Genomic DNA, 26,640 nt, shown 5'->3' with positions numbered 1-26,640 from the left:
TTATTCGGCTAACTTACGCCGATTAACCCAGCGTTATCGTATTAAAGAGTCGTCATTGGTTATCCTGTGACGACTTTTTTATTGGGCTAAATAATGATTTAAAAATCTGAAGAGAGTTATGGCTTGCCCTGCAAACAACGTTGCATAATTTGATAAGCAATCGCATTCACTTGCTCTTGAGTGAATATAGCGGCATTCATCTTAGGAAGTGTAATCGCGACTTGCTTATGATTAATGATAGGAAACGGTGGTTTAGTTTGTGACTTCACCATCCACCCGGGAAATACGAGTACAGGCATTACCGGAATAGATTGGCCTACAGCCTTTGTGAGCCATTCACTCACCCACTTAGCTTGACGTTGAGCTTGTTCAATCGGTGCCGTTTCTGTCCAAGATGGAAACACCAATTTCCCATCACGGTAAAACAACTCATGTGCCTTATGTTGCCCACCATTTGACTCATTCTTCTTATCACTGTACCACTTATGCCGCCCCTTAGTTTCAATGGCAAACACACCATTAATCCCCACGACTAAGTGATCAATGTTAAAACCATCGGCTTGAATATCATGGAAAACTTGATAACCCAATCCCTGCAAACGCATTAGTTCGGCTGCGGTAGCTAATTCGGCCGTATGCCCCAAACGTAACTTAGTCAATCGAGTCATACTGCGATAGGTTTTGACCACAAAATAAATTGGGCCGAGTACAATGAATCCAATAAATGCCAAAGGAAATGTACCTTTGTCGAGGTATCCCCTTAATCCTTCAAATGCAAACGGAATGGTGACAACGATGACCGACATGAGCATTGCGCTCAAAATATCAAATTGCAGCTCTTGGATCTGTTTTTGAATGCCAAAACCAGGCAATCTGTTCAACTTTTCCCTATCAATAGGCAGCTTTACCGTTCTGTCTCTATGTCGTATAACAAAAAACATAGGGACTAAAATCGCTCCCATACCCAACAAAATCAGTGAAACTGAAAAAATCCCTTTTAGTAACTCTGTCATACCTTTCCTTTAAAAATTAGATAATTAAGATTCTGAGGCTGAATAAACGCTACTTACTACTTTGTTTCTAAATTGCTGTACTCGATAAGTCATTATCTATCGCGTTAAAAGGCACTAAGGTTTTTTTATCGAGCCAGAGTGGAGAGCGATTTTGCCCTGCAAGCTGATAGGCCCAAGTGGTGATGGCTTCGGAACGATCACTTTCACAGACGAAATATCGGCTGAGTTCAGAATGTAACGCTTGGCCATGCTGGATAATGTTTTGCTCATACCAGTTATCTTTGTGACGCTGTGCGGCAAGATGATCGCGTTTATTGTTATTGCAACTGCTATGAGCGAGGACAAAATTATGCCCTAAATCATTAGGATATCGTGCCCAAGGAATAAAGTGATCCACTTCGCCAGTTTCTTTTAATGGCTTATGGCAATAAAAGCATTGGCCCTTTTGGATATCAAGCAGCACAGGTCTAGCGTGAGTGATCGTCTGTCGGTCACTGCCAAATAGAAACTCGCTTAAATTGCCTTTATTGCCAATAACGACCTGATTTGCGGGAAACTCGGCGACTTTCTGCACCCATTGTGTGCGAGCTAATGACACCACTAAATCATGAAATCGCCTGAAGCAGAATGCGACACCCGGATTCAACTCGATATAATTTTTAGTTTTATCATGGGGATAAAGAAAACAATCTGCGTTTCGGGACAAAATTTGTAAGCGCCATAACGGGCCCTCTTTAACGGTGCCGCGCGTTTTACTCAATAGAGCAGGATAACTAAGATGCGCTTTTAACTGGGATAAACTGTTAACGCCTTGATTGCGTAGCTCAATCAAGCTATTGATTAAGGCTGATTGCTTTCCATTATTTTGGAGTAGAACAAAATGCGCATTAACAGCACCAAACGGTAAAGAGTGTTGCCAATAGAGTTCAATAAACTTTTCAACCAGTTCATCAATACTGATCGCGGTTTTCTGTTCAGGATCGGCATTGAGTATTAATGGCCGTTCGATGCAAACATCTGCGATCGCATGCAGTAAGGCAAATTTATATGTTGCAACGAAATCCCCTTCAACCAACAGACGTTGTAAATAGCTAATAAATTCAACTTGTTTTCTCGCATCAATCAGCATGATGACGACCCTGAATAATAACGCTTGCTTCAGGTGCATTTACGTTTGGCATCAGTTTGGATGTAAAAACTAGCGTCTGCCAATGCACTTGTGTGCGACCGAGTTTGTCAGTCTCATCTTGGCTCGAATCTTTGAGTGCTAGCTGGCAATCTGCAGCCAGTGCGAGCAATTCATCTGCACTGACAGGGTGCATAACGCGGGCATCGGGGCTTGGACCATGGCGCAAACTGATGACTAAAAGTCCCGTTGAATTGAGTAAACCTGAGAGTGTTGCTAGTGCTAGTGGGCGCTCAAATGGAGATAAATGCATCCACACAGCGCTGAGTAAAATCAGATCGAACTGTTGTGCTAGGCCAACTACTTTTTGTAGCTGAGGTAAACCATCCTCAATCCAACGAACGGGTAGATCCCGCGTTAACACCTGCCCCATTTTCGCTAAAGCAATAGCAGGTTCGATTGCAAAAATTTGCGTCTCTTTGCTCTGTGCCTTTTTGGCTAAATAATGCACATCCCGCCCTGAGCCTGCTCCCACATCCAGTATCGATAGTTTGTCTCTCGCGAGGATCGGCAAAAGATGACGTAACCAACTTGAATGCACTTCTTCAAAGGTTTTAGACAAATACTGCGCCGAGAGTGTTACGGCATGGCCATTATAAAACGCTATGCTCACTGACAAAGATCCTTTTGCAACAAGTGATTGTTTTTAATGACGCTAACTTATCACAATCACTTTTGATACAAAATGCACATCATCATTATCCTGCTGTTTTGCATAAAATATTTTGCGTTTTGCTGTTTTATATCACAACCCGAGTATTAGCGATTGAAAAAGGAAGTCTATTTAGGCGGGTAGCATCTGTGCATTTCCCCGTCGTTTTTTTCGCAGTGGTTTACACTCTATTAGTCTGTGTGAAAATACGTGCAATTGGTTGAATCTGTTACATCCTTCTGTTGAAAACAGTGTCAATTTCAGTATAAACGGGTTTTATCGTCCCGAGGTAGCGACCACACGGAAAACCTAGGGCTCAATCATTTAGGATATCTATTGCCTATGAGTTTTGAAGATTCGTTAGAGCAACTTAAACGACAGTTTTTACATGCACTGCCGGATAAAAAGAAACAAATCATTACCCTGTGGATTTCATTGCGTAAGAATTGGAATGCACACATGTTGTCGGCTGTGTATCGTGAGGTGCATAACTTAAAAGGATCGAGCGAGACCTTTGGGTTGTCGGATACCAAACACATAGTCGATAAACTCGAGTTGCAGCTTAAAGGGTTGCTCAATGCGCCAGCTCCCGAACTTCCTACTATCAAAGGCTTAGATACCCTCTTCCACCAGTTGTTGCAAAACAATATGCGCGGTCAACCGTCGCCGCCTGTGGTGGAGGCGCAAATGCAGCAAAGTCCCTATAAACCGGCTAAGGCGCGGCATGATCACCATATTGCCATCATAGAAGACGATGGTAATGTCGGCGCAATGATCACAAAGCAACTGCGAGAGTTCGGTTTTAGTGTGCAGCATTTTTTGAATTTCACGAGCTTTCTGGTGGTGCAAAATGAAACGCCCTTCGATCTTATTCTATTGGATTTAATTCTCCCCGATTGGACTGAAGAGGCCTTGTTCGAAGCCGCCACTGAGTTTGAAAAGAACAATACCCGAGTGTTTGTTTTATCCTCGCGCGGGGATTTTGACATGCGGTTGCTGGCCATTCGTGCCAACGTTAGCGAATATTTTGTCAAACCTGCGGAAACCACTTTATTGGTGCGCAAAATCCATCAATCTCTCAAGATGTCAGAGAAACAGCCTTTGAAGGTATTACTGGTGGATGACCAACAATCTATGGTGGATTATTTTTCAAGCCTGTTACGCAGTCACGGTTTAATGGTGAAAGGCTTGTCGAGTGCCGAGCAAGTGTTACCCGCCCTTGAACAGTTTGAACCCGATCTGTTTATCTTCGATTTATACATGCCTGAGGTGAACGGGCTTGAGCTGGCAAAGATGATACGCCAACTGGATAAATACACCTCTAGCCCAATTCTCGTGTTGAGCTCTGACGATACCATGCAGAATAAAGTCAGCATCATACAAGCAGGATCGGATGACTTAATTTCGAAGCAAACCGCGCCGAGCTTATTTGTCGCGCAGGTGATATCCCGCGCTCAACGTGGCCATGATATTCGCAGTTCGGCAAGCCGCGACAGCTTAACGGGATTGTTAAACCATACCCAGATTCTGGTTGCCGCAAGGCGCTGCTATAATGTGGCAAGGCGAATTAACTCTCAGGTTTGTATCGCCATGTTCGATTTAGACCACTTCAAAAAAGTGAACGACACCTATGGCCATGCCGGCGGTGACAAGGTGTTGCTAGCCTTTGCCCATCTATTACAACAATCCTTACGGCAAACTGACTTTACCGGTCGCTACGGCGGCGAGGAATTTATGTTAGTGCTGCCAGATATGCAGAAACCACTGGCGATCGCTAAGTTAAATGCGATCCGCGAGAGCTTTAGCCATATTGTCTTTGTCGAAGATGGCGTCGAGTTTAAGGTGACGCTCAGCGGCGGTTTAGTGTTCTCGGACGAATGTGAGGAGTTTCAAGATTGTCTGTTACTGGCGGATAAGCACTTATACGAGGCTAAACGTTTAGGCCGAAATCAATTAGTGTTTTCACCAAGTGAGCAGGATTGAACGCCATTCACTCATCCTGCGCATGGGTCTGGCCGTAATGTCTTATGGTTTGGCTCACCACCATATTGATGATTACTTTTTAAGCACGTTAAAAGCAGCAATCACAGTGAGCTTAAATGGTTGATAAGCTTGCTCGGCATCTGCGACAACTCCACCACATAATCCACCGCGCGGCACTTTATCGCTTCCCTTGGCATACCAAATACCACACAACTTTGTTCATCTTGGGCAAAGGTGGTGACGCCTTTTTGATGCAGCGCCACCATACCTTCGGCGCCATCTTTGCCCATGCCGGTTAATATCATCGCGCTGATATTAGGCGCGGCACATTGGGCCAAGGCATTAAACATAACATCGACCGACGGCCTGTGGCCGCTGACCTTTTCATCTTGGGTTAGTTTTACTTTGAAACTGCCACCCACTTTAATGATCTCAAGGTGATGATCGCCAGGGGCAACATAGGCATAACTGGGTAAGAGTCGCTCACCGTGCTCCGCTTCTTTAACAGTGATCCGCGACAGTCGATTTAAGCGTTCGGCAAAAGTGCGGGTAAAACCCGCTGGCATGTGTTGGGTGATCACTATCGGTGGCATAGCCGCAGGTAAATGCTGTAATACATACAAAATGGCTTCAGTGCCGCCTGTAGAGGCGCCTATCGCAACTAGATGTTGTGTCAGGGTTGCATTGGCCAATACCGGCCGCTTACTCGACACTGGGCGTGTTGGCTCAACAAATTTTTGCGGTTTGATGATTTTGGCTTTCGCGGCGGATTTGATCTTATCTAAAATCAAATCCTGATAATCATGGATACCTTGGGGCGAGTCTAATTTCGGTTTAGGGATAAAATCTACCGCGCCTAAGGCTAAGGCGTTAAAGGTCGCATCCGCGCCCTGCTCGGTTAACGAAGAAATCATCACTACCGCTGTGGGTCTGGCTTTCATCAAGCGGTCCAGAAAGGTTAAGCCATCTACTTTGGGCATTTCGATATCTAAGGTAATCACATCGGGGCGAAATTGATTCACCAGATCCTTGGCCTCAAAGGCATCGGCAGCTTGCCCAACCAGAGACAACTCAGGATCAGCCTCAATCATTTTACCGAGCAAGCTGCGCATCAGCGCGGAATCATCAACAACTAGCACTTTGATCGTCATAACTTAATCACCAAATAGTTCAACGTCGCCGCCCGTGGGGAGATTACGAACCCGTAAGCGGTACTCGCTTTCTCGGTCAAGAATCGTGCTGTTATGCATGGTTTTAATTTTGCGAACTTTCACTTTGCCCGTATGGGGGAAAAAATACACTTTGCGCGGATACACATCGAGTAAATCGGCGGCCATTATGGGGATGTTTTCCAGATTGAGGTATTCAATCACAAACTCGGCATTACGCTCGCCAATATTGTGCACGGTAAAGCCACGTAACATATTGCCGCCCCCGAACACCTTAGCTTCGAGTGAATTGCGCTGCGCGCCAAGCTTGAGCAAGTCGTTGATTAATAACTCCATTGCATATACGCCGTAACGGGCTGAGTCAGCGAGTACCCCAGTGCAATTGCTGTTATCGCTTGGCAATAAAAAGTGATTCATCCCGCCAATTTTGAGCTTAGGATCATACAAGCACACGGACACGCAGGAGCCAAGCACAGTCACTATCATGGTGTCTTCACGGGTGGCAAAATACTCGCCGGGTAATATCTTTACCGCATCGCAACCAAAATGATGGTCATGATAGCGATTCGGCTCTGTAATGGCATATTCGATATTAGGTTTTAGCACTCATGAGCCCCTTCACTGGCCGATAGGTTGTTTGGCCAACGGCAGTGATAATTTGCGGGAACATGTTAAAATTTTCCGAATGTCCCGCTATATAAAGCCCATCCTCGCTGAGGGAGTTCATCATGTGTTTTAAAATGACTTCCTGCGTTTCTTTATCGAAATAAATCATTACATTACGGCAAAAAATCACATCGATCGGCGTTTTTAACGTCCAAAAAGAATCGAGTAAATTAATGCGGGTGAACTTGAGCATTTGTTTTAATTCGGGCACCACGCGCACATTGCCCAACTGTGAACCGCGTCCGCGGTGAAAAAAACGTTTCTTGCGGATATCGCTGACAGTATCAATCCGGTCTAAGGGATAAATACCCATTTCAGCCTTTTTTAGTACACCGCTGTCGATATCGGAGGCAATGATCTCGATAGGCGTTTTAAAACTATTAAAATGCTCAGCGACAGCAATGGCGATCGAGTATGGTTCTTCCCCTGTGCTACTGGCCGCACACCAGATCCTGCGGGTATCTGGATTATCGATTAAATATTGCTTTAACACCTCAAAGTGATGCGGTTCCCTGAAAAAAGCCGTTTGATTGGTGGTTAACGCATTAATAAATTCTTGGTGTTCGTTTTCATGGCTTAACAGATACTCAAAATAAGCCGAGAATCCGGCTAATTTCAATGTCCTGATCCGCCGCACTAAACGGCTATACACCATAGCATCCTTGCTATCGGCGAGTTTGATCCCTGCTAAGCGGTACAGCGTCGTCCGCGCAGTATTAAAGTGCACCGAGGTATAGGCAAACTCTCGCTCCAATGGTTTGTTTTCGCTCAATTAAAATTCTTCCCATTCATCTTGATCTTGCTTCATGGGCTTCATCGCATTGGTTTTAGGTTTCTCTGTCACCCTTGATTTTGCCATAGGTTGAAGCTGCTTCATGGGTTTCATCGCCTTAGCTTTGGGCGCCGCTAATCTCGCGTTGCTCTGCCTTGGGGCTTCATCCTCATCGTCTACACGAAAACTTGCAACACTGTCTGAGAGTTGCTGTGCTTGGGATTGCATGCTTTCAGCGGCGGCGGCCGCTTCTTCAACCAATGCCGCATTTTGCTGTGTCATTTCATCCATTTGCACTACAGCTTTGCTGATTTCATCAATACCGATTGCCTGCTCATTAGACGCTGAGGCGATTTCCGCCATGATGTCGTTCACCCGTTTAATGGCGATGACGATTTCCTTCATGGTATCGCCGGACTTACCGACAAGGCTGTTGCCACTCTCGATTTTAGACACGGAATCCGAGATCAATGCCTTGATATCTTTAGCGGCATTGGCCGAGCGTTGGGCTAAGCTGCGCACTTCTGATGCGACTACAGCAAAGCCACGGCCTTGCTCACCCGCCCGCGCAGCTTCAACAGCGGCATTAAGCGCTAAGATGTTGGTTTGGAATGCAATACCATCGATAACACCAATAATGTCGGCAATCTTACGCGCCGATTCATTAATCGATGCCATGGTCTGTACGACTTGCTGGATAAGCTCACCACCGTCCACTGCCACTTCCGAAGCTTTAGATGCTAAGGCATTGGCTTGGCTGGCGTTATCCGCATTGAGTTTCACTGTACCTGTGAGTTCCTCCATGCTGGCGGAAGTTTCTTCTAGGCTCGAAGCTTGCTCTTCGGTGCGGCTGGATAAATCGGCGTTGCCTTGGGCAATTTCTGCTGAGGCGGTATTAATGGTATCCGCCGCTCGCTGAATATCTTGGATCATAAAAGATAGCTTTTCAGCGGTTTGATTTGAGTAGTTTTTCAAATCATTAAACGTGCCTTCATAGTCGTTATAAATGCGGGTGGTGAGATCGCCATCCGCCAGCGCCATCAGTACGCGCGCCACATCTTGCAGTCCACGGTCTGAGGTTTCAATTAACGAATTTAAGTTGTTCGCCAGCATCAGGAAGAAACCTTGCTTGCCTTCGGTGTCCGCCCTTTGGGAGAAATCACCCGCTGCTGCTGCGGTCACAATGCGGGAAATCTCTTGCTCGGTTTGCACTTCAATGGTGCGGTCGAGCCATTCAACCACTGTCCCTAAGCGCTCGCCTTCTTTTGACACTATGGGGCTGGCGGTTAAACGGAAATGGCAGCTGGCCACCTTAATCAGCGATTCATATTTGCGGTCTAATTTATCGAGTAAACTCGCTTGGTGGGCAGGATTGCGATGGAAGATATCCATCGAGCTGCCGAGGATTTTATCCACGGAAAAATGCGGTAAAGCCTGCCTAATTTCATGCTCAGACTGACGTAACATGGCTTCGACCGAGCGATTCATATAAATGATGGTACGGTTAGCATCAGCGATCATGACGTTGGTACTGGTATTGTTGAGCGCTTCCATAATGCGCTGGGTTGCGCGCTCGGCTTCAATACTTTCGGTGCGGTCTATCCACTCGACACCTGTGCCTAAGTGTTTATTTTCAGAGGTGATAATCGGCGTCAGAATCAACCTAAAGGTACGCTTGCCAATGGTGATTTGTGCAGTATGGGACTGAGTTAAACGCTCTAAAAGATTGCGTTGATGCGCTGGATTTTTATGGAAAATATCGATATTACTGCCGATCAGTTTTGCGACCGAGAATTGGGGTAACTCTTTACGAATATCGTCCTCGGCCTCTTGCAGCAAGCGGACGACGGCTTTATTCGCATAGATGATATTGCGCTGACTGTCAGCAATCATGAAGCTATTGCCACTATTATCGAGTAGCTGAAAATAGCGCTGACGCTCTTCATCCCTTTGTTCACGCGCTTCATCATTGCCAAAAAAATTGAAGATACTCATTATTGTTACTCCTGATCAGTCAGACTATTTGCATCAATTAGACCCAGCTCATCACTGCTGATCAGAGCCTGAATATTTACTAAAATGATCATCTTATCCTCGACTGTGGCTAAGCCTTTGAGATAGCGACTATCGAACGCCACACCAAATTCTGGTGCGGGTAAGATCTCCTCCGCTGATAGCTTAATCACATCGGATACGGCATCGACCACTATGCCGACAATGCGCTCGAACACGTTGAGCATAATGACGATAGTGAACTCGTTATAAGTGACTGCTCCAACAGCAAATTTCATCCGTAAATCCACTATGGGCACTATGTCACCGCGTAGATTAATCACGCCTTTTATAAAGCTGGGGGCGTTGGCAATTTTGGTGACTGACTCATAACCGCGAATTTCTTTCACAGACATAATATCGAGGGCATAGTGCTCTTCGCCCAGCATAAAACTCAAAAACTCCACCTCATCATGGGAGTTGTATTCCACTTTGGCAGTCATAGTTGATCGACTCTCCATGGCTATTTCCTTAATTTTTTATGTGCAGAGCGAGCGATTCGACATCGAGGATCAAAGCTACGCTGCCATCGCCCATGATGGTGGCGCCGGAAACTCCGGGGATCCTGCGATAATGTTTTTCAAGACTCTTGATCACGACTTGCTGCTGGCCAACTAAGGCATCAACGCACAGGCCAAAGCGCTTGTGGTTGCTTTCGAGCAATACCACTATGCCCTCTTCAGTGCTCTTAGCATTGGGCTCAATTTCCATCAGCTGATAAAGGTTTAGCAGGGGTAAGTATTCTTCACGTACTTTTAAAAGTCTTTCTTTGGCTAGAAATTTGAGTTGTTCAGTTTGCGGCTGAATAGATTCAATGATGTGCACTAAAGGCAAAATGTAGATCTGATTTCCCACAGAAACCGTCATACCATCGACAATCGCCAGCGTAAGTGGCAATTGGATTTCAAAGGTTGAACCTTGACCCTCAGTCGACTCAATATCAATGCGTCCGCCTAAGGCTTCAATATTACGGCGCACCACATCCATACCGACACCGCGGCCAGACACATCTGTGACTTCCAGCGCGGTTGAAAATCCTGCGGCAAAAATCAATTGCCAAATTTGCTTGTCGCTAATGTTATCAGCCACTTGCAAACCATTTTCCCGCGCCTTTTGAATAATGCGCTCACGGTTTAAACCTGCGCCGTTATCGTGTACAGCGATAACAATATTGCCACCCCTTTGGCTGGCTTTTAGGGACAATACGCCCACTTCGGATTTACCCGCTGCGAGTCGTTTCTCAGGTTTTTCGATGCCGTGATCTAAGCTATTGCGCACTAAATGGGTCAGTGGATCGACAAGCTTTTCAATCATGCCCTTATCAATTTCTGTGTTGCCACCTTCAATCACGAGATTGACGTTTTTACCCAGTTGCTCAGAAAGATCCCTCACCAAACGATTGAAACGGTTAAACACAAAAGATACCGGCAGCATACGCACCGACATCACAGCTTCTTGCATCTCACGGGTATTTCGTTCCAATTCAGTAAGTGCAGTCTTAAGGCGTTCGCCTAAATCGCCCGTCATTTCATTGCCAATAAGCGTTAGCATGGACTGAGTGATCACCAGCTCGCCCGCTAGATTGACCAGAGTATCTATTTTAGAAGTTTCGACCCTTAAAGTAGCATCCTGGGCCGACGCGGCAGGTTTCTTAGTCGCAGCTTTCACCTCTTGAGGCGTATTTTGGGGAATAGCGGATGAACTGAATGCCGTATTTGGACTTGTTGCATTTGAAGAAGGTGCTGCAGGCGAGCTAGGGTTTACAGAAACACTCGCGGGAACACTTACAGCAGGCGACACTTTGGCGTCAGTAACGCTCTCTTTTTCTTTAAATATGCGGTGTTTTGCTTGGCTGCTATCTGCGTTGACTTCAGCTTGATTGGCAACTGTGGTGGGTTTAACTACCTTAGGCGCTACTGGCTTTGAGCTCAGTAACTCGATTTCATTGGCGAAGGATTCCGGCGTTAATGCCTCAAAAAAGCCAAAGCCTAATTCATCATCGGATGTGAAATCAATGGGCTCTGCCGCTTTCTCAGTATTGCTTACATCATTTATGACACTTTGTGCGCTGATTTCTTCGGCTTGATAAGCCTCTTCAAAAAAGCCAAAGTCTTCACCTTCAATAGCAATATCGCGAGCCATTTCATCTTCAAAGAATCCAAAACCCTGATCTTCCACCTTCTCCACTGACTCGGCTTGGATAATGGGAAAAATCGGAGCATTAGCAGCATCAGTGCCATTGCGTACTGCAACCGATGAGCTAAAAGACTCGCCATTTAACGCTGCGACCAGCTGACTTTTACTGTACTCCACCTCCTGCCAATCAATCTGTTCTTCTTCGCGGTACAGGCTCAATATATGAGATAGCGTATCAACGGTACTCAGCAGTAAATCGATAATCGATGAGGTGAGTTGGAAGTTGCCCTTACGGGTTTTATCTAGCAGGTTTTCCATCACATGGGTGACACTGGTCAGTGCGGTAAAACCAAAAATACCGCTGCCACCTTTAATCGAGTGGGCGGCACGGAAAATAGTGTTCAGTTCTTCAGGATCGGGAGAAGCAAGGTCCAATGCCAATAGCAATTGTTCCATATTTTCAAGATGTTCATGACTTTCTTCAAAAAAGACCTGATGGAACTCGGCCATATTGATGGACATAGTGCACCCCGTTGCAGTTAACCCAGCACTTTTGCCGTAATAGCCAACAGCTTTTGAGGATCAAAGGGTTTTACCATCCATCCCGTCGCACCTGCCGCTTTTCCTTGCGCCTTCATGTCATCGCCCGCTTCGGTCGTAAGCATAATGATCGGAGTTCGCATAAATGCCGACATAGCACGTAAGGATTTAATTAAGGTCAGCCCATCCATTCGCGGCATATTCTGATCAGTCAGAATAAAATCAAATTTCTGCCCGTTACAGATATCGAGGGCTTCTCGACCATCTTTGGCCAGCACCACTTGATAGTTAGCCGATTTAAGGGTCGCTTCGACCATTTGTCGAATCGCAGCGGAATCATCAACAATTAATATTTTTTTACTCATGCGCTATTCCATTATGACTTTAGTTATATTCCCTGGGGATACTAATTCGTAGGTCTTAGATAATGTTTTCACCAGTGAGAGACCGCGACCAGACAACTGAGGAATGTCAGCAATGAGGTTTTTATTACCCGCAAAACCTTTTCCACTGTCGCTCACACTAATATGTAACTCGTTTTTCGACGAGCGCCAGATAATGCTCACTTTCACCCAATCGTTTGATGTAAGTCTGTCAGCAAAACTGTCCCTAATACTATGGTACAGTTCGAAGCCTTCTGGATCGTTTTTTAGCCGTGAATCTAATTTTAGTACACCATGGTCAATGGCGTTGCTAAATAACTCTGCGACGACAGTAAAAACCCGTTGGCAGAAATGAGTGGCAAAGCCAAATATGCTTAAAAATTGATTTAATGAGCTTAAATAGTCAGCGCTGAGTAACATAGGTCCGGCGATGCTGACATCCCAACAAAACTCACCGTCCATAATAGATTGCACTCGGCTGACTTCTCGACTTTGATGCCAACGGCTTAGTTTCTCGAAATCTAAAGTGCAAATCGTAATATCATCTGCAATATTTTCAGCAGAGCAGTACTCATGCATATTTTCATTCAAATAATGGGTAAGACCACCGGATAAATTAATAAACAACGCTTTTAATTTATCAATACCAAATGGGCGTTCTTCATGGGTATATTGCTCAATTAAACCGTCACTAAAAAGACAGGCATGGCCATTAATCGGTAAATCAACGGTAAAAATATCAGCAATAAAAGTATGTGGCGGCAATATACCCAGTGCCATATTGGTCGATTTAAATTGTTCTATCGCTTTATGGCTATCTGAACTTAAAATATGTCGTTCTTCAATATCAGTATTCGGTAACTTGGCGTGTTCATCAGCCTGAATATACACAGGCGGCATACCGCCATTCCAAATGTGTAATTTATTGCGATTAAAATCGGCTTCCAAAATAATACAGGCTACGAATCTGTCTTCTGGATTCTCGCGATGAACCTTAGCATTCAGCTCGTAGATCAGCGTTATTAAAGAAAACCCCTTTGAAACCATGGCTCTAAATGTGCTCGCGACGCGCATAATCGGCATGGCTGCACTCAGGCCATGACCCGTTGAATCGGCGAGAATTAAGAAGAAATTGCCATTAGGTGCCATGCCATTAAGGATAATATCACCACTAAAATTGGCACTTGCTTGGCAGTAGGTCTGCACAAAATCAAAATCAGTATTATCAATATTAACTAAGTGCTCAAACAAATGCCGGGCCATGTGTTCTTCTCTGGCCTTCTCATAAAGCATTTTTTCGAGTTCAATTCTTTGTTGTTCGACTTTATGTTGTAGTTGCACACGGCTAAGTAAGCATTCAACTTTATACCAAAATATTTCAACGTTGATCGGTTTAACGACAAAATCTAATACCCCCATACTAAAACACGCTAACACGTTTTGGCTTTCTTTAGTCTCACTCATCACAATAACAGGCGTTTCTTGTTTTTCCTCGTTCAACTTATTCAGTAACGCTAGTGCAGTGCCATCTTTGAGCCAGTAGTTAATCAGGATTAAATCAACCGTATTTTGCGTTATTTCAAAAAATACCTCCTCGAGATCATTACAAACAATCACGTTGTAACCTTTACTATGAATAAAATCACTGATCCTCTGACTCGCAATAGCATCATCATCGACAACTAATATAAAATGTTCAGGCTGAGTAAGTGATACCATAACGAGTGTTACTCTATGATGTATATTTTCTGCATATTGGCGATATCTAGGATTTCATTCGCCTGTCCATGTGCCCCTTTGACAGATGTTGAAATATGTAATTCCTGCGCCTTTCGATGCAGCAGTACCATCATGCCTAAAGCAGAACTGTCCAAATAAAGCACTCGGCTAAAATCTAAAATAATATGATTAACCTCTGGGAGGGTTAACATCTCTTGATAATCACTGGTAAATTTCTTGTGGTAATAAAAGTCAAAGCGCTCTGGCAATGAAATAACTTTAATATTTGACATTATGCTATCCCTAATTAAAAGAGTTCAATTTCACCACAGGTTATTTGATCCCTCGATACGGGATTATGCGTCTCCTGGCGTCGGCGACTCATTTGTGTCGTGATGCCATCACCTTGTATGCCAAATTCCTGTTGCGACATGTTGGTGATGTGATTGAGCGATTCTTTTAAGTGATGTAGGGATTGATTGGTGTAAATCAGGCTTTGGGAGGTGATATCACTGAACTGCAAGCCACGGATCGTATCTGAGATAGCTTGTTCGAGTTCATGTGCCGATGAATCTATGCGTGCAATCACTTGAGAATCCTTCTCTGCTTTGACGATAATCTGCCTTAGTGCAGTATCAATATCCTTTTTTGCATCAATAATATAGGTCATATCTTGTGCGGCAACTTTACTCACGTGTACGGTTAATTGCTCAATCTGAACTTGAATCGATTTAAGCTGCTTTTGAATACCTTCACTAAAACCAGCACTGCGGGTAGATAAAGCCCGCACCTCATCGGCAACCACTGCAAATCCCCTGCCCGCATCACCCGCCCGCGCCGCTTCAATGGCCGCATTTAAGGCGAGTAAATTGGTCTGGGAAGAAATCTGGTCTATATCCTGTAAGGCTTTCATTGCTTGGGGCATAGATTCATAGATGAGATTTACTTTTTCCAACAACTCCATAGTAGATGCCGACATTTCAATGGTGGATTGGATAAAGCGCTCTAAGGTCAGAGAGGTATTATTGGCGAATTGCTTCATTTGGTCTGAATGGAATAGATCTGCATCATCAGTGCTTTGGACAAGCGCTGAAATGAAGCCTGTTTGCTCCGTCATTAATCGCCCTAAGCCATCGAACGACTCGCCCAACAAATTGACCGCATCGCCCTGCACCGCAAGTACGCTGTCAATGTTAGATTCACAACTATTGAGTGTGGTGATCGTTTCTTGATACAGACTGATGTGGGCTTGCCAGTCGGTGGCAAGTTGGGTGTCTGAGGACTTATCATCATGCAGTTGGACTGATTGCATTTGCTGGTGCTGATAAAATTGCCAAAGCAACATAATCAACACGGATATAATCGGCCCGATAGCCAATAAAGTGATTAAACCCAGTAAATATCCAACGCCTGCCGCAAGTAACGCAACGACCCCATCCTTGTATGTCATATGAATTTCACAATAATTGTACAGTGATTAAAAAGTAGTTTGGTACTAAGCAATTTTCAAACATGAAAGTGAAATTTTTCACATTGTTACGTGTCGCAATGCGGAAAATGCAGTTATCACAGGATAAATCCACAGAATTGGGCTCAGATTCTCAGTAAATGGCTGTAAATTCATGATTTGCTAATAAACTTACCTTAATCGAACCCGAAACTTAAACTGGGCAGTACTCATACCCTAGGTTACACTGGAAACGTCATTGATTGGGATGGAATCGCTTATGAGTCAACGTACATTACACTCCTTATTTAAACCGACTTCCGTAGCCATTATCGGCGCTTCGAATACCGAAAAGCGTGCGGGTAATGTGCTGATGAAAAACCTGCTCTCCAGTGGTTTTTCGGGTCCTATCATGCCGGTCACCCCTAAATATCGGGCTGTGATGGGCGTGCTCGCCTATCCCAATATTGAAGCGTTACCCATCAAACCCGATTTAGCCGTCATCTGTACCCGCGCTTGCCGTGTACCCGCCATCGTTGAAACCCTGGCGCAATTTGGCTGTAAAGTGGCGATAATTATGGCGTCGGGCATGGCGCAGGAATTTAACGAGGATGGCGTGAGTCTGCTCGACCTGACCATGCAAAATGCCAAGCGTTATGGGATGCGTATTCTGGGGCCAAATAGCTTAGGTATGTTGCTGCCGCCATTAGGATTAAACGCCAGTTTAGCCCATGCCAGCGCCCTACCGGGTAAAATTGCCTTCGTGTCTCAATCGGCCGCCATTTGTACAACGGTACTCGATTGGGCTAATAACAAAGGTATTGGCTTTTCGTCCTTTATCTCTCTGGGCGATGCCACCGATATTAACTTTGACGAATTGCTCGATTACCTTGGTCGCGACAGTCGCACCAGTGCCATCATGCTTTATATCGATTCTGTGAATGAGAAACGCCATTTTCTCTCCGCTGCCCGAGCCGCCTCACGCAATAAACCGATTTTGGTGATTAAATCTGGCCGCAGCGCCGAAGGGGCCCGCGCCGCAAAATTACATACGGGCGGCGTTGGCGGTAACGATGCCGTGTATGAAGCGGCATTTCGCCGTGCGGGTATGCTGCGGGTTAACGACTTAATTGAACTTTTTGCCGCGGTTGAAAGCCTTGCGCATTCCAATCCGCTGCAAGGTGAACGCTTAGGGATTATCAGTAATGGTGGTGGCCCCGCGGTGTTAGCTGTGGATGAACTCATTATGCGCGGCGGTAAATTGGCTGAATTGTCAGATGACACCATAGCGAAATTAGAGGCCGTGTTGCCTAATACTTGGTCAAGGCAAAATCCCATCGATATCATTGGTGATGCGAACGCGTCACGATATGCTAAAGCCTTGACTATCTTGATGGATTCCAATGAGCTGGATGCCATTTTGGTATTACACTCACCTTCGGCGCTCGGTGAAAGCGTTGAAATCGCCGATGCCTTGATTAGCGTGATCCACGCGCATCCGAAAAAGAATCGCCTTAATATTTTGACCAACTGGAGCGGAGAAGACTCTGCCTATCAGGCGCGAAAACGCTTCACTAAAGGCGGCATATCCACCTATCGTACGCCCGAAGGCGCCGTGGGTGCTTTTATGCACATGGTTGAATACCGCCGCAACCAAAAACTGCTGCAAGAAGTACCGCAATCGATCCCCGACAATATTCCTACCGATAGCCACACGGCGCGCACATTACTGCAAGCAGCTCAAGCGAAAGGTAAATCTGTACTCGAAACCCACGAGGCAAGTCCTATTTTGCGTGCCTATGGGCTTAACACGATAGACACTTGGTTTGTGAAAGATGCCGATGAAGCGGTCGCCATCGCTAATGAAGCGGGCTATCCCTTAGCGTTAAAAGTGCAGTCTCCGAATATCTTGCATAAGTCCGATGTGCACGGAGTGATGCTCAATCTAACCTCGGCCGAAGATATCCGCCACGCCGCGAGTGCCATTACTCAAAGGGTGCATCAAGCCAATCCAGAAGCCATTATCGAAGGCATGATAGTGCAAAAGATGGCGTTGACCGCTGGCGCACAGGAAATCCGTGTTGCCGTGATAAGCGATCCCGTCTTTGGTCCGGCAATTTGTCTTGGTGAAGGCGGTTCTGAATGGGATCCGACTAATGACGCCGCCGTTGCCCTGCCGCCACTGAATATGGCACTGGCGCGTTACATGGTGATCCAAGCGTTAAAGACCCATAAGTTGAAGGACAGGCATTTACCGCTCGGTTTAGACATGAATGCCCTGTGCGTGATGCTAACGCAAATATCCCACATCATTATCGATTGCCCCGAAATCGCTTCGTTGGATTTAAACCCAGTATTAGCCGCGGGTGAAAACATCACTCTGCTCGATGTGAATATCCGTTTGCACGATGCCAATGCCGACAGTTCATCGCGCATGGCCATCATGCCGTATCCGAAGGAATTAGAAGAAGTTGCCGAGCTCAAAAATGGCCTAAAGGTGATGCTAAGACCGATTCTGCCCGAAGATGAGCCCAAGCATCTGGCCTTCGATAATTCGTTATCCGATGAAGACAGATACAAACGCTATTTTGGGGTGCGCTCGAAAATGACCCATGAGGAAATGGCGGTATTGACCCAAATCGATTACGCCCGTGAGATGGCTTTTATCGCCACCGCCAAAGGCCCAGATGGGGATGACATCACTTTAGGTGCGGTGCGTGCGTCCATCGACCCCGACAATACTGAGGCCGAGTTTGCCATGGCAGTGCGCGGCGATCATCAAGGAATAGGTTTAGGTAAGTTGTTGCTCGAAAAACTGATTAAGTATTATCAAGCTAACGATACGCCTGTGCTCACCGGCTTTACCATGTTCGAGAATCGCAATATGGCCAGCCTTGCCAAGAGTCTCGGTTTTAAGGTGAGCTTCGACATGGAGGAGCATTTGATCAAAATGCATATGGATTTAAAACCGCCCAGTGATAAATAGCGGCTATCCAAACTGACAAAAACGCCGCAATGATTTGCGGCGTTTTTTTATCAAATCTGCTGAAATCTATAGTACAACTACATAGTTCAATTTTTATGTAACTTAGTCTTATCGATTAATCACTTCAAATGTCAGGATGCTTGAGAAGAGTATGGGTAATGAGCCAAGGCCGTGAACCGCTGGCTGAATAAACTCAGTAAAATCAACAGGTTAATTGTAACTGAACCAGCAAAAACTCAATCACGATTCAACCTATCTGATTAACCTCTCACGCAGTTACGGCCTTCAGCCTTCGCTTGATACAGCGCTTTGTCGGCGCGACTGAATAGGGTTTCTGCATCGTCGCCTTGCTGTAATGAAGCGAGACCAATCGAAACAGTAATTGCGCCAAGGGAAAGCTTTTTGTCTTTCCCTATGGTTAAGCGGCGCTCAGAAATACGTTCCCGTAAATTTTCAGCCACTTGTAATGCATCGTGAAAATGAGTGTTCGGTAACACCACCACAAATTCTTCGCCGCCATAGCGCGCCACAAAGTCATCCCCTCGCACACATTGTTTTAAGGCTAATGCGACATAGGCCAACACTTTATCGCCGGTTAAATGGCCATAGGTATCATTAAAAGCTTTAAAATTATCGATATCGATCAGCAAAAGACTGCAACGGGTTTGGTGATCTTGGGAGAGGTAGATTTGATCTTGAATACTTAACTCATAGGCACGGCGATTGTGCAGCGAGGTTAATTGGTCAGTCATCGCTGCCAGGCTCAGGTTTTCCATTTCCGATTTAAGATTTTGCACTTCTTGGCCCATGGTGCACAGGCTTTGCTCCATCTCACGGTTGTTGATGAGTAGCATCTGCATTTCATCGACTACACCGTCAACCAGCTCGTTTAAGGTATTAATGTCGGGATTCGTCTGTAGGCGTAAACCAAACTCGGCTAATGAACCTGAAAACGCCGCGGTGCCTTGACTCAACTGGCTGATTTTACTTAACAAACTATTGATCAGGATTTGCGTTTCAATCTGCACATTTTCAATCACTTCGGGTGACTGTTCTTGAATAAAGTTCTTATACAGGCTGGTGTTGACCTCCTTGGTAAAAGAGACCGAATTTGCCAGAAAGCCATCAATCGCACGGTTTAAATCGAGATTTGTCCCTGCAAAATATTCATACCAAACAGTGTAGTTTTCAGGTGTAACGGGGATATCGAGGGCAGACATTTGCGGTACGGCCAAACGCAAAATTTGCGCGGCAGAATCAAGCTCTTTATTTTCTGCAGTAGAAGACATAAATCGCGAACCATAGACTTGTTATGTTTTTGTATGCATTAAGTTAACTCAAGTGCTTCGATTTGGATATGGGAGAAATCAATTATTATGATAGGCGACAAAATAAAAGAGGATGCCACCATCCTCTTTTAAGTTAGAACTTGAATTGACGACACCAAACTAACGAGGTATCACTCAATAACTTGTGGTCAGTCGATCAGACTTAGTCATAAGATTACATTGAGTCACAAGATAGCATTGAGTCGCACGATAATGCTCGCGACTCAATATTGATGAGTTAATGGGTTGATTAACCTCGGCAACTGGCAAAGATATCTAACTTAGGCTGATATACCTCGGTCTTGACATTCATTAGGCCTAAAAGACTGTCGAATAAATTGTCATGGGAGAAACCGCCCTTCGCCGCGTGCTCAGCTAAACAGGCCATGTCTAATTGGTTATCTTTACTGAAGTCCTCAGATACCCAAGCAAGCATAGGAATACTCGTCTGTTCAATTGGCGCAATGCTGTAAGGTGCGCCATGTAAATACATGCCCTTCTCACCTAAAGACTCGCCGTGGTCGCTCAAATACAACATGGCGGGATCAAATTTATCTTGCTGATTTTGTAACTTTTTCACTACTTCGCTGATGATGTAGTCAGTATACAAAATGGTGTTGTCGTAGGTGTTCATCAGCTCATCTGGGCTACAGTTTTGGATATCGCTGCGCTGACAATCCGGTGTAAACTTACGGTGCTCCGGTGGATAACGTAAGAAATACGTCGGTCCATGGCTACCAATCACATGCAACACAATCACAGTATCTTTGCGTTCTGCAGTGGCCAAGGTTTCATCTAATTTGTTGAGTAACACTTGGTCGAAACAATATTGGCCAGTACACAACTCAGGATCGCTGTTCAAATCAATCGAAATGTTTTCAACTTGATCGCACACCCCTTTACAGCCAGAGTCGTTATCAAACCATTGCACTTTAATCCCGCCATGGTTCAACACATCTACCGCAGTATCTTGGGCATAGGCACGGCGAGAATCGTAATCTTCCCGTCCCATGCGCGAGAACATGCAAGGAAGAGAAACAGCCGTTGCCGTGCCACATGAACTGGTATCTTTAAAGACAATTAAGCCTTGATCTTGGGTATGGGCGTTGGTTGGCTTGTCGTAACCATAATACTGATAACTCATCGAACGCGCGGTTTCACCTACCACAAGCACTAATAAGTTAGGTTTACCATTAGGGTTGGCACTGACATTTTTAGCATCGAGACCCAGTGGCTGATATTCAATCGGCGTTTGTAAGTAGTGCACATTAATGTACTTAGACGCAGCGCCAATAAAATACGTCGGCACGATATAACGTTTTAGCTCGTCGTTGTTACGGCCAAAGGCGGCGTAATCTTGGAAATAAAAGAAAGCAATAATGCCGAGTCCCGCCAACATCGCCAGCATAAACAGCACTTTATGTAGTAACTCTTTGAAAAAAGGCTGGTACTGAATATCGGCCTTATAGATAAGGTACGCAGGTAAAATCCCTGTCAGTAACATATTCATTATCGAAGCAAAATTCACATACATCAGCGCTTCAGCATGATTGGTTTGAAAGGTGTTTTCTATCATGCCGTAATCAAACACGACATTGTATTGATAGGCGGCGAAGAACACACTCGATGACAACAAGGTAAGTATGATGAAAAACGGCTTAACGAGGTACTTCACCGTAAATAAGGAAAAAACAAAACTGAGGGCAAAGGCTAAAAACAACGGCATAGTGGCGATGAAAATAGGATCGACATCCGGTTGTTTTTCGATGCCTTTTTTAATGATGCCGAATAGTGGGATATTGAAAATACAAACGTAAAATAACGCTGTGATAAAAGTGAATCGATTCACCGATAGAGTCTTAAATCTTGCTAGCACTGATAGCTCTCACTCAAATTAGTTGTTTGTCGAGACTAACTTAATTTTCTTAAGGTAATCTTAGGCTGTAACAGTCAAATTTTTTGCCATAGTAGCAAGCTCTTGGTAATGGCTCAAATTATCTGTGGTTAATGCTCACATTTTAAAAACAAACTTAAAAAAACGGCCGAACCTCAATGAGTTCGACCGTTTTTTGCTCCCCAACCTATTAGGGCCTTGCTCGGTGTTATCACCAACGAGTTAACAATTCATGTTACCCCTGCGGTGATTATCGTAACTGCTGTAATAAGTAGGCAAACGCCATTGAATTAAGTTCCGCAGCTTGATTATTATCTGCAGCGCCGGCGTGGCCACCTTCGATATTTTCGTAGTACAACACATCAATCCCCATGTCTTTCATCTTAGCGACCATCTTACGGGCGTGACCAGGGTGAACCCTGTCGTCACGGGTAGAAGTGGTGAAAAAGACCTTTGGATAATGCACGTCTTTATGCAGGTTATGATAAGGCGAGTAGGTTTTAATGTACGCCCATTCTTCTGGAATATCAGGGTTACCGTATTCACCCATCCAGCTGGCACCCGCTAGCAACTTATTGAATCTAAACATATCAAGTAAAGGTACTTGGCACACGACTGCATTATAAAGATCTGGTCTGCGGGTAAATGCCGCGCCCATTAATAGGCCGCCATTACTGCCACCTTGGATGCCTAAATGTTTGCTTGAGGTGATTTTACGGGCAATCAAATCTTCAGCGATTGCCTCAAAATCCTCATAGGCTTTATGTCGATTTTGCTTTAACGCCGCTTGATGCCAAGCAGGGCCGTATTCACCACCGCCACGAATGTTGGATAACACATAGACGCCGCCCTGCTCTAACCAATTCTTACCAATGGTGGCCGAATAAGAAGGACGCAACGACACTTCAAACCCGCCGTAACCGTAAAGTAGCGTGGGATTAGTGCCATCTAACTTAAGATCCTTCGCCATCACCACAAAGTACGGTACTTTAGTGCCATCTTTAGACGTCGCAAAATATTGCTCAGTTTTAAACTTGTCCGCAGCAAACTGTTGCGGCATACCTTTAATTTTCTTTGGATTTAAGGTTTTGGCATTCACAGTGTAGAGACTTGAAGGCTCAAGAAAACTAGTGTAATTCACGAAGAAATCATCACTGTCTTGCTCAACGTCCATTACAGTCAAGGCGCCATTAGCTTCAAACGGTACGTGAGTGCTCTGCCAAGCGCCCTTTTCGTCTTGCTCATAACGCACTAATTTGCTTTTCACGTTATCGAGCCAATTAACGAAAATTGCACTCTTGCTAAAACTGAGCTGCGCAATCGATGCGGTTTGAGTCGGGCTCACAAATAAACTGAACTTGGCTTTTTGGGCGATGAGATCCGCCACATCGGCATACACGACCGCGCCTTGCTTAAAGTTACCGTCTTGATTGGTTAAATCACTCTTTAACTCAATGAATAACTTACCTTTGAAATAACCTTTAATCTCAGCATCTTGCGGTAAAGGCAATCCAATGAGTTTACCGTCTTGGTACACATATTGGCTGGCGGTATAAAAGGTATGCGCCTCTGTCACTAAACTCAGTGGGGTTTTATCATCGAATAACACCCAGCCAGAGACTGCAACTGAAGCCTTGTCGCCGGTGAAAACAGGCTTAGCTTGGTCAAGTGGCGTGCCGCGTTGCCACAGTTTAACGCCCCGGGGATAACCCGAGTCCGTCATGCTTTGACCATCACCAAAATCAGTACCGACAAAGGCGTGATCTTTATCTATCCAGCTCAGGCTCGATTTGGCTTCTTTTAAAAAGAATGGCTTATCTTTGGCAGCAACAAAGGATTTAGTGTTGAGATTAAATTCACGCACTTCCACCGCATCGGCACCGCCGCGAGACAATGAGACAAAACAGCGCTCATTTTCAGGATATTGACAGCTAATATCCTTAAATACCCAATTGACGGCTTCGGCTTTACCTAAGGCATCGATATCGAGCACGGTTTCCCATTTAGGATCGGCCTTGGCATATTCTTCCATTGTGGTGCGACGGTAAATGCCGCGCACATGGGTGTCATCCTTCCAAAAGTTATATAACTTGTCGCCAATATGGGTGGCGTAGGGAATGCGTTCTTTATCGTTCAGGATGGCGAGGCTGTTAGCCACTAAGGTATCAAAACCTTTGAACGCTTTAATTTCGGCGGCCGATGCGGCATTTTGGGTTTTCACCCATTCCATAGGCTTAGCGCCTTCAACATCTTCCAACCAAATATATTTATCTTCTTCTGCGTGAAGTTGACCGCTCATTCCGAGCACTCCTGCAATGCACCAAGGCAGTAATTTATTATTCATTCTATTCCTTTTATACAAAGTCCATCTTGAGATCTGCCCTTACATTACCTTAATTAATATCCAGTTCAACTATTAATCCAACAAGAATGTAACAAAAGGTAAGGTACTGTAATAGCAGATGATTAATCTAGAATGAATCGCGTTTTTAAAGATGTCGTGCTATAAAAAAGCGTCCACGAGGGACGCTTTTTAATCGATGATATTGGGTAAATTAAAACTCGTTATTCATGCGTGACAGCAAATTAAGCAGCACGATTCGTTCCTCACTGCTCATTTTTGCGGTGAGATCTGTGGTGAGTTGTAGATGCAAAGCATCATGTTCAAGGAACAAGGCTTGGCCCTTCTCAGTTAACTCCACCAGAATCGAACGGCGATCGGTTTCATGGGGGCGTCGCACGACCCACTGTGCCTCCACCATTTTATCGATTTGAACCGTTAATGTGCCAGTTGTGACACCAATCTTGTCCGCCAATTCCTTCATCCGCATAGCGCCATGCACGCCAAGTAACTCAATCGTGTGCACCTGCGACAGACTAAAACCTTTGTCACGTACAATGGCGTGCTCCCAAGACGACAGCTTTTCGTAAAATTCAATAATCACATGATTTAATGCATGATCTGTTGAATGCGCGGCCGTTGAATGTCCAGCTGTTGAGTGAGCAGTCGAATGTGGCTCACTTGAATGCAAGTTTGATGAATGATGATGTTCAACAGTCATTAGGCTTCCTTAGCCATACACTCGCGCTGACGGCAAGTATGGAGTTCAATGGTGATATGGGCCAATTCAGGAAATTGTGACAGTAACTGATTAAAATAACTGACATCTTTCGGTGAATGGGACACGATGGACACCATAATAGCATGGTGATCGGCGCTCACTCGCCAAAGATGTAAATCGGCCACTTGATGATCTGTTACAGCTTCAATGGTTTGCGTGACTTTACGTTGTAATGATGCTTTAACGCCGCCGTCCAGCAAAATAGGGCTCGTTTGCTGAATGAGTCCCCAAGACCAACGGCTGATAATCACAGCGCCGACAATCCCCATAATCGGGTCTAGCCAAGTTAGTCCCATGTATTTACCAAACAACAAGGCAGCGATGGCGAGCACTGACGTTAATGCATCGGCTAGTACGTGAAAATAGGCCGCACGTAGGTTGTGATCATGGCCACCGTGGGCCTTCTGGCTCTTGTGCTCATGCTCATGCTCATGCTCATGCTCATGCTCATGCTCATGCTCATGCTCAGCAGCATGTTGGTGATCCTGTTCATGTTGGCAATGGCTATGATCATGATGACTTTCATCGTGTGCATGTGAGTCATGGTGCGGGTGCGGATCCGCATCATGTGAATGCGCTGTATGGGCATGATCGTCATGGGTGTGTGCTTGGCTGTTATGATGCACATGAGCATGTTCGTCTTCATGATCATGTTCATGGTCGTGACTATGATCATGTCCATGCCCGTGACTATGATCATGTCCATGACCGTGGTGATGCCCGTGATCGTGGGTATGATGATCTTTAAGTAAAAACACACTCAGTATATTGACGCTTAAACCAATAACGGCCACAAAAATAGCTTCGTTGAAATGAATTTGCTCAGGACTAATCAGCCGCATTCCCGATTCAATCAACATCACCAATGCCACTAAACCTAAGGCTATTGCACTAGTGTAACCGCCAAGCACACTCACCTTACCTGTACCAAAGGCGAAGGCGGGATCGTTAGCGTGTTTACGGGCATAGGAATAGGCAAATAATGTGATCATAAAGGCCGCGGCATGGGTGCCCATGTGCCAACCGTCGGCGAGCAATGCCATAGAACCGTAAATGGTTCCGGCAGCAATTTCTGCCACCATAGTGATCACAGTTAAATACAGTACATAGCGTGTGTTTTTTTCGCCATCGCGGTTCTGATTCGAAAACTCATGTGAGTGTTGCCATTGGGTGAGTGAGTGCCCTTGGCGGTGGGCAGAAGCTTGATGCCCTGTCGCTTGCTCGGCTGTAGTTGATTTCATTGTGTAATTCCTACTCCATGTCCATCGCTATCAATGATAAAAAACGTGTTGCCTGAATTATAGTTTGAAAATCAAAATACATGAAGATCAAATTAACTATTTATCAAGATATACCGTTTTCAAACTTTTAAACATGCCTGTGGATCCCCATAATGCACCTGTACTCCTGTCACGAGTCGAGACGCTGATATGTGAATTAAGATAGGCAGCTAGACTAGGCAAAGGATATCAGGCAAGGTTTAATGGATTAGCATTTAATTTATGTGTGAAAACATCTGAGTCAGCAGAGTAAGATTGGCTTTATTGCAGCCTTATTATTCAGATGGATAAAAATCATTTGAGTAAACATCG

20 protein-coding genes are annotated in these 26,640 nt (G+C 45.1%); 2 read left to right on the top strand and 18 right to left on the bottom strand.

All coding sequences use genetic code 11. The features are described from left to right. Positions 1-116 precede the first annotated feature (116 nt). The 3 genes from OX890_RS12165 to OX890_RS12155 all read right to left on the bottom strand — a co-directional run bounded on the left by OX890_RS12165 (position 117) and on the right by OX890_RS12155 (position 2,812). On the bottom strand, positions 117-1,013 hold the full coding sequence (locus OX890_RS12165) for a nuclease-related domain-containing protein (protein WP_011846814.1): 897 nt from the start codon (positions 1,011-1,013) through the stop codon (positions 117-119). Positions 1,014-1,080: 67 nt separating this feature from the next. After that, the gene (locus OX890_RS12160) at positions 1,081-2,142 is read right to left on the bottom strand and encodes an HNH endonuclease (RefSeq protein ID WP_268649282.1); all 1,062 of its coding nucleotides are present in this window, start codon (positions 2,140-2,142) and stop codon (positions 1,081-1,083) included. After that, entirely contained in the window at positions 2,132-2,812 is a 681-nt protein-coding gene (locus tag OX890_RS12155) for a class I SAM-dependent methyltransferase (protein ID WP_268649281.1), read from the bottom strand. Before OX890_RS12155 ends, OX890_RS12160 begins: the two co-directional genes overlap by 11 nt. A 381-nt stretch (positions 2,813-3,193) precedes the next feature. Here OX890_RS12155 and OX890_RS12150 point away from each other — a divergent pair, with 381 nt between their 5' ends. Further along, complete coding sequence (locus OX890_RS12150) at positions 3,194-4,834, top strand: diguanylate cyclase (protein ID WP_259541146.1); 1,641 nt, start codon at positions 3,194-3,196, stop codon at positions 4,832-4,834. 101 nt (positions 4,835-4,935) lie between these two features. Here the strand turns inward: OX890_RS12150 and OX890_RS12145 are convergent, their stop codons facing one another. The 10 genes from OX890_RS12145 to OX890_RS12100 are packed head-to-tail and all read right to left on the bottom strand — an operon-like array spanning position 4,936 to position 15,721. After that, positions 4,936-5,985, bottom strand: coding sequence for a protein-glutamate methylesterase/protein-glutamine glutaminase (locus tag OX890_RS12145; RefSeq protein WP_259211889.1), 1,050 nt, complete (start codon positions 5,983-5,985; stop codon positions 4,936-4,938). Between the two features lie 3 nt (positions 5,986-5,988). Next, on the bottom strand, positions 5,989-6,609 hold the full coding sequence (cheD, locus tag OX890_RS12140) for a chemoreceptor glutamine deamidase CheD (RefSeq protein WP_006081683.1): 621 nt from the start codon (positions 6,607-6,609) through the stop codon (positions 5,989-5,991). Then, positions 6,596-7,441, bottom strand: a complete 846-nt coding sequence (locus tag OX890_RS12135; protein ID WP_259561469.1) for a CheR family methyltransferase — start codon at positions 7,439-7,441, stop codon at positions 6,596-6,598. The genes cheD and OX890_RS12135 overlap by 14 nt, the downstream gene beginning before the upstream one ends. After that, positions 7,442-9,436 (bottom strand): methyl-accepting chemotaxis protein, encoded by a 1,995-nt coding sequence (locus OX890_RS12130; RefSeq protein WP_259561470.1) that lies wholly within the window; start codon positions 9,434-9,436, stop codon positions 7,442-7,444. Positions 9,437-9,441: 5 nt separating this feature from the next. Next, a complete protein-coding gene (locus OX890_RS12125) occupies positions 9,442-9,954 on the bottom strand; it encodes a chemotaxis protein CheW (RefSeq protein WP_006086733.1) in 513 nt (170 codons plus the stop codon). A gap of 10 nt (positions 9,955-9,964) precedes the next feature. After that, complete coding sequence (locus OX890_RS12120; RefSeq protein ID WP_268649280.1) at positions 9,965-12,151, bottom strand: chemotaxis protein CheA; 2,187 nt, start codon at positions 12,149-12,151, stop codon at positions 9,965-9,967. Positions 12,152-12,168: 17 nt separating this feature from the next. Further along, positions 12,169-12,534 carry a response regulator gene (locus OX890_RS12115; RefSeq protein ID WP_006086735.1) on the bottom strand — a complete coding sequence of 122 codons (366 nt, stop codon included), beginning with the start codon at positions 12,532-12,534 and terminating at the stop codon, positions 12,169-12,171. Positions 12,535-12,537: 3 nt separating this feature from the next. Next, positions 12,538-14,271 (bottom strand): SpoIIE family protein phosphatase, encoded by a 1,734-nt coding sequence (locus OX890_RS12110; protein WP_268649279.1) that lies wholly within the window; start codon positions 14,269-14,271, stop codon positions 12,538-12,540. Between the two features lie 8 nt (positions 14,272-14,279). After that, on the bottom strand, positions 14,280-14,564 hold the full coding sequence (locus tag OX890_RS12105) for an STAS domain-containing protein (protein WP_006086737.1): 285 nt from the start codon (positions 14,562-14,564) through the stop codon (positions 14,280-14,282). Between the two features lie 14 nt (positions 14,565-14,578). Next, positions 14,579-15,721 carry a methyl-accepting chemotaxis protein gene (locus OX890_RS12100; protein ID WP_268649278.1) on the bottom strand — a complete coding sequence of 381 codons (1,143 nt, stop codon included), beginning with the start codon at positions 15,719-15,721 and terminating at the stop codon, positions 14,579-14,581. A gap of 277 nt (positions 15,722-15,998) precedes the next feature. On the opposite strand from OX890_RS12100, the gene OX890_RS12095 reads away from it, so the two are divergent. Continuing rightward, a complete protein-coding gene (locus OX890_RS12095; protein WP_087486481.1) occupies positions 15,999-18,704 on the top strand; it encodes an acetate--CoA ligase family protein in 2,706 nt (901 codons plus the stop codon). Between the two features lie 260 nt (positions 18,705-18,964). Here the strand turns inward: OX890_RS12095 and OX890_RS12090 are convergent, their stop codons facing one another. From OX890_RS12090 to OX890_RS12070, 5 genes are all read right to left on the bottom strand, one after another. Next, entirely contained in the window at positions 18,965-19,993 is a 1,029-nt protein-coding gene (locus tag OX890_RS12090) for a GGDEF domain-containing protein (RefSeq protein WP_259528897.1), read from the bottom strand. A 289-nt stretch (positions 19,994-20,282) separates the two neighbouring features. Beyond that, on the bottom strand, positions 20,283-21,908 hold the full coding sequence (locus tag OX890_RS12085; RefSeq protein WP_268649276.1) for a phosphoethanolamine transferase: 1,626 nt from the start codon (positions 21,906-21,908) through the stop codon (positions 20,283-20,285). Between the two features lie 268 nt (positions 21,909-22,176). Next, positions 22,177-24,270 carry a prolyl oligopeptidase family serine peptidase gene (locus OX890_RS12080; RefSeq protein ID WP_107947597.1) on the bottom strand — a complete coding sequence of 698 codons (2,094 nt, stop codon included), beginning with the start codon at positions 24,268-24,270 and terminating at the stop codon, positions 22,177-22,179. Positions 24,271-24,481: 211 nt separating this feature from the next. After that, positions 24,482-24,988 carry a MarR family winged helix-turn-helix transcriptional regulator gene (locus tag OX890_RS12075; protein ID WP_011846796.1) on the bottom strand — a complete coding sequence of 169 codons (507 nt, stop codon included), beginning with the start codon at positions 24,986-24,988 and terminating at the stop codon, positions 24,482-24,484. Beyond that, entirely contained in the window at positions 24,988-26,289 is a 1,302-nt protein-coding gene (locus OX890_RS12070; protein WP_268649275.1) for a cation diffusion facilitator family transporter, read from the bottom strand. The genes OX890_RS12075 and OX890_RS12070 overlap by 1 nt, the downstream gene beginning before the upstream one ends. Between the last annotated feature and the right edge of the window lie 351 nt (positions 26,290-26,640).

The sequence above is a fragment of the Shewanella sp. DAU305 genome, assembly GCF_026802235.1.
GTDB lineage: Bacteria > Pseudomonadota > Gammaproteobacteria > Enterobacterales > Shewanellaceae > Shewanella > Shewanella baltica.
The sequence above is the reverse complement of the archived record's forward strand: the minus strand, read 5'-3'. Positions and strand labels throughout refer to the sequence as shown.

What these genes read in the sequence shown, in the direction of transcription:
- OX890_RS12165 (WP_011846814.1), bottom strand. Translation starts at nt 1,013, where the DNA reads ATGACAGAGTTACTAAAAGGGATTTTTTCAGTTTCACTGATTTTGTTG.
- OX890_RS12160 (WP_268649282.1), bottom strand. Translation starts at nt 2,142, where the DNA reads ATGCTGATTGATGCGAGAAAACAAGTTGAATTTATTAGCTATTTACAA.
- OX890_RS12150 (WP_259541146.1), top strand. Translation starts at nt 3,194, where the DNA reads ATGAGTTTTGAAGATTCGTTAGAGCAACTTAAACGACAGTTTTTACAT.
- OX890_RS12145 (WP_259211889.1), bottom strand. Translation starts at nt 5,985, where the DNA reads ATGACGATCAAAGTGCTAGTTGTTGATGATTCCGCGCTGATGCGCAGC.
- OX890_RS12130 (WP_259561470.1), bottom strand. Translation starts at nt 9,436, where the DNA reads ATGAGTATCTTCAATTTTTTTGGCAATGATGAAGCGCGTGAACAAAGG.
- OX890_RS12125 (WP_006086733.1), bottom strand. Translation starts at nt 9,954, where the DNA reads ATGGAGAGTCGATCAACTATGACTGCCAAAGTGGAATACAACTCCCAT.
- OX890_RS12120 (WP_268649280.1), bottom strand. Translation starts at nt 12,151, where the DNA reads ATGTCCATCAATATGGCCGAGTTCCATCAGGTCTTTTTTGAAGAAAGT.
- OX890_RS12115 (WP_006086735.1), bottom strand. Translation starts at nt 12,534, where the DNA reads ATGAGTAAAAAAATATTAATTGTTGATGATTCCGCTGCGATTCGACAA.
- OX890_RS12110 (WP_268649279.1), bottom strand. Translation starts at nt 14,271, where the DNA reads ATGGTATCACTTACTCAGCCTGAACATTTTATATTAGTTGTCGATGAT.
- OX890_RS12105 (WP_006086737.1), bottom strand. Translation starts at nt 14,564, where the DNA reads ATGTCAAATATTAAAGTTATTTCATTGCCAGAGCGCTTTGACTTTTAT.
- OX890_RS12100 (WP_268649278.1), bottom strand. Translation starts at nt 15,721, where the DNA reads ATGACATACAAGGATGGGGTCGTTGCGTTACTTGCGGCAGGCGTTGGA.
- OX890_RS12095 (WP_087486481.1), top strand. Translation starts at nt 15,999, where the DNA reads ATGAGTCAACGTACATTACACTCCTTATTTAAACCGACTTCCGTAGCC.
- OX890_RS12090 (WP_259528897.1), bottom strand. Translation starts at nt 19,993, where the DNA reads ATGTCTTCTACTGCAGAAAATAAAGAGCTTGATTCTGCCGCGCAAATT.
- OX890_RS12080 (WP_107947597.1), bottom strand. Translation starts at nt 24,270, where the DNA reads ATGAATAATAAATTACTGCCTTGGTGCATTGCAGGAGTGCTCGGAATG.
- OX890_RS12075 (WP_011846796.1), bottom strand. Translation starts at nt 24,988, where the DNA reads ATGACTGTTGAACATCATCATTCATCAAACTTGCATTCAAGTGAGCCA.
- OX890_RS12070 (WP_268649275.1), bottom strand. Translation starts at nt 26,289, where the DNA reads ATGAAATCAACTACAGCCGAGCAAGCGACAGGGCATCAAGCTTCTGCC.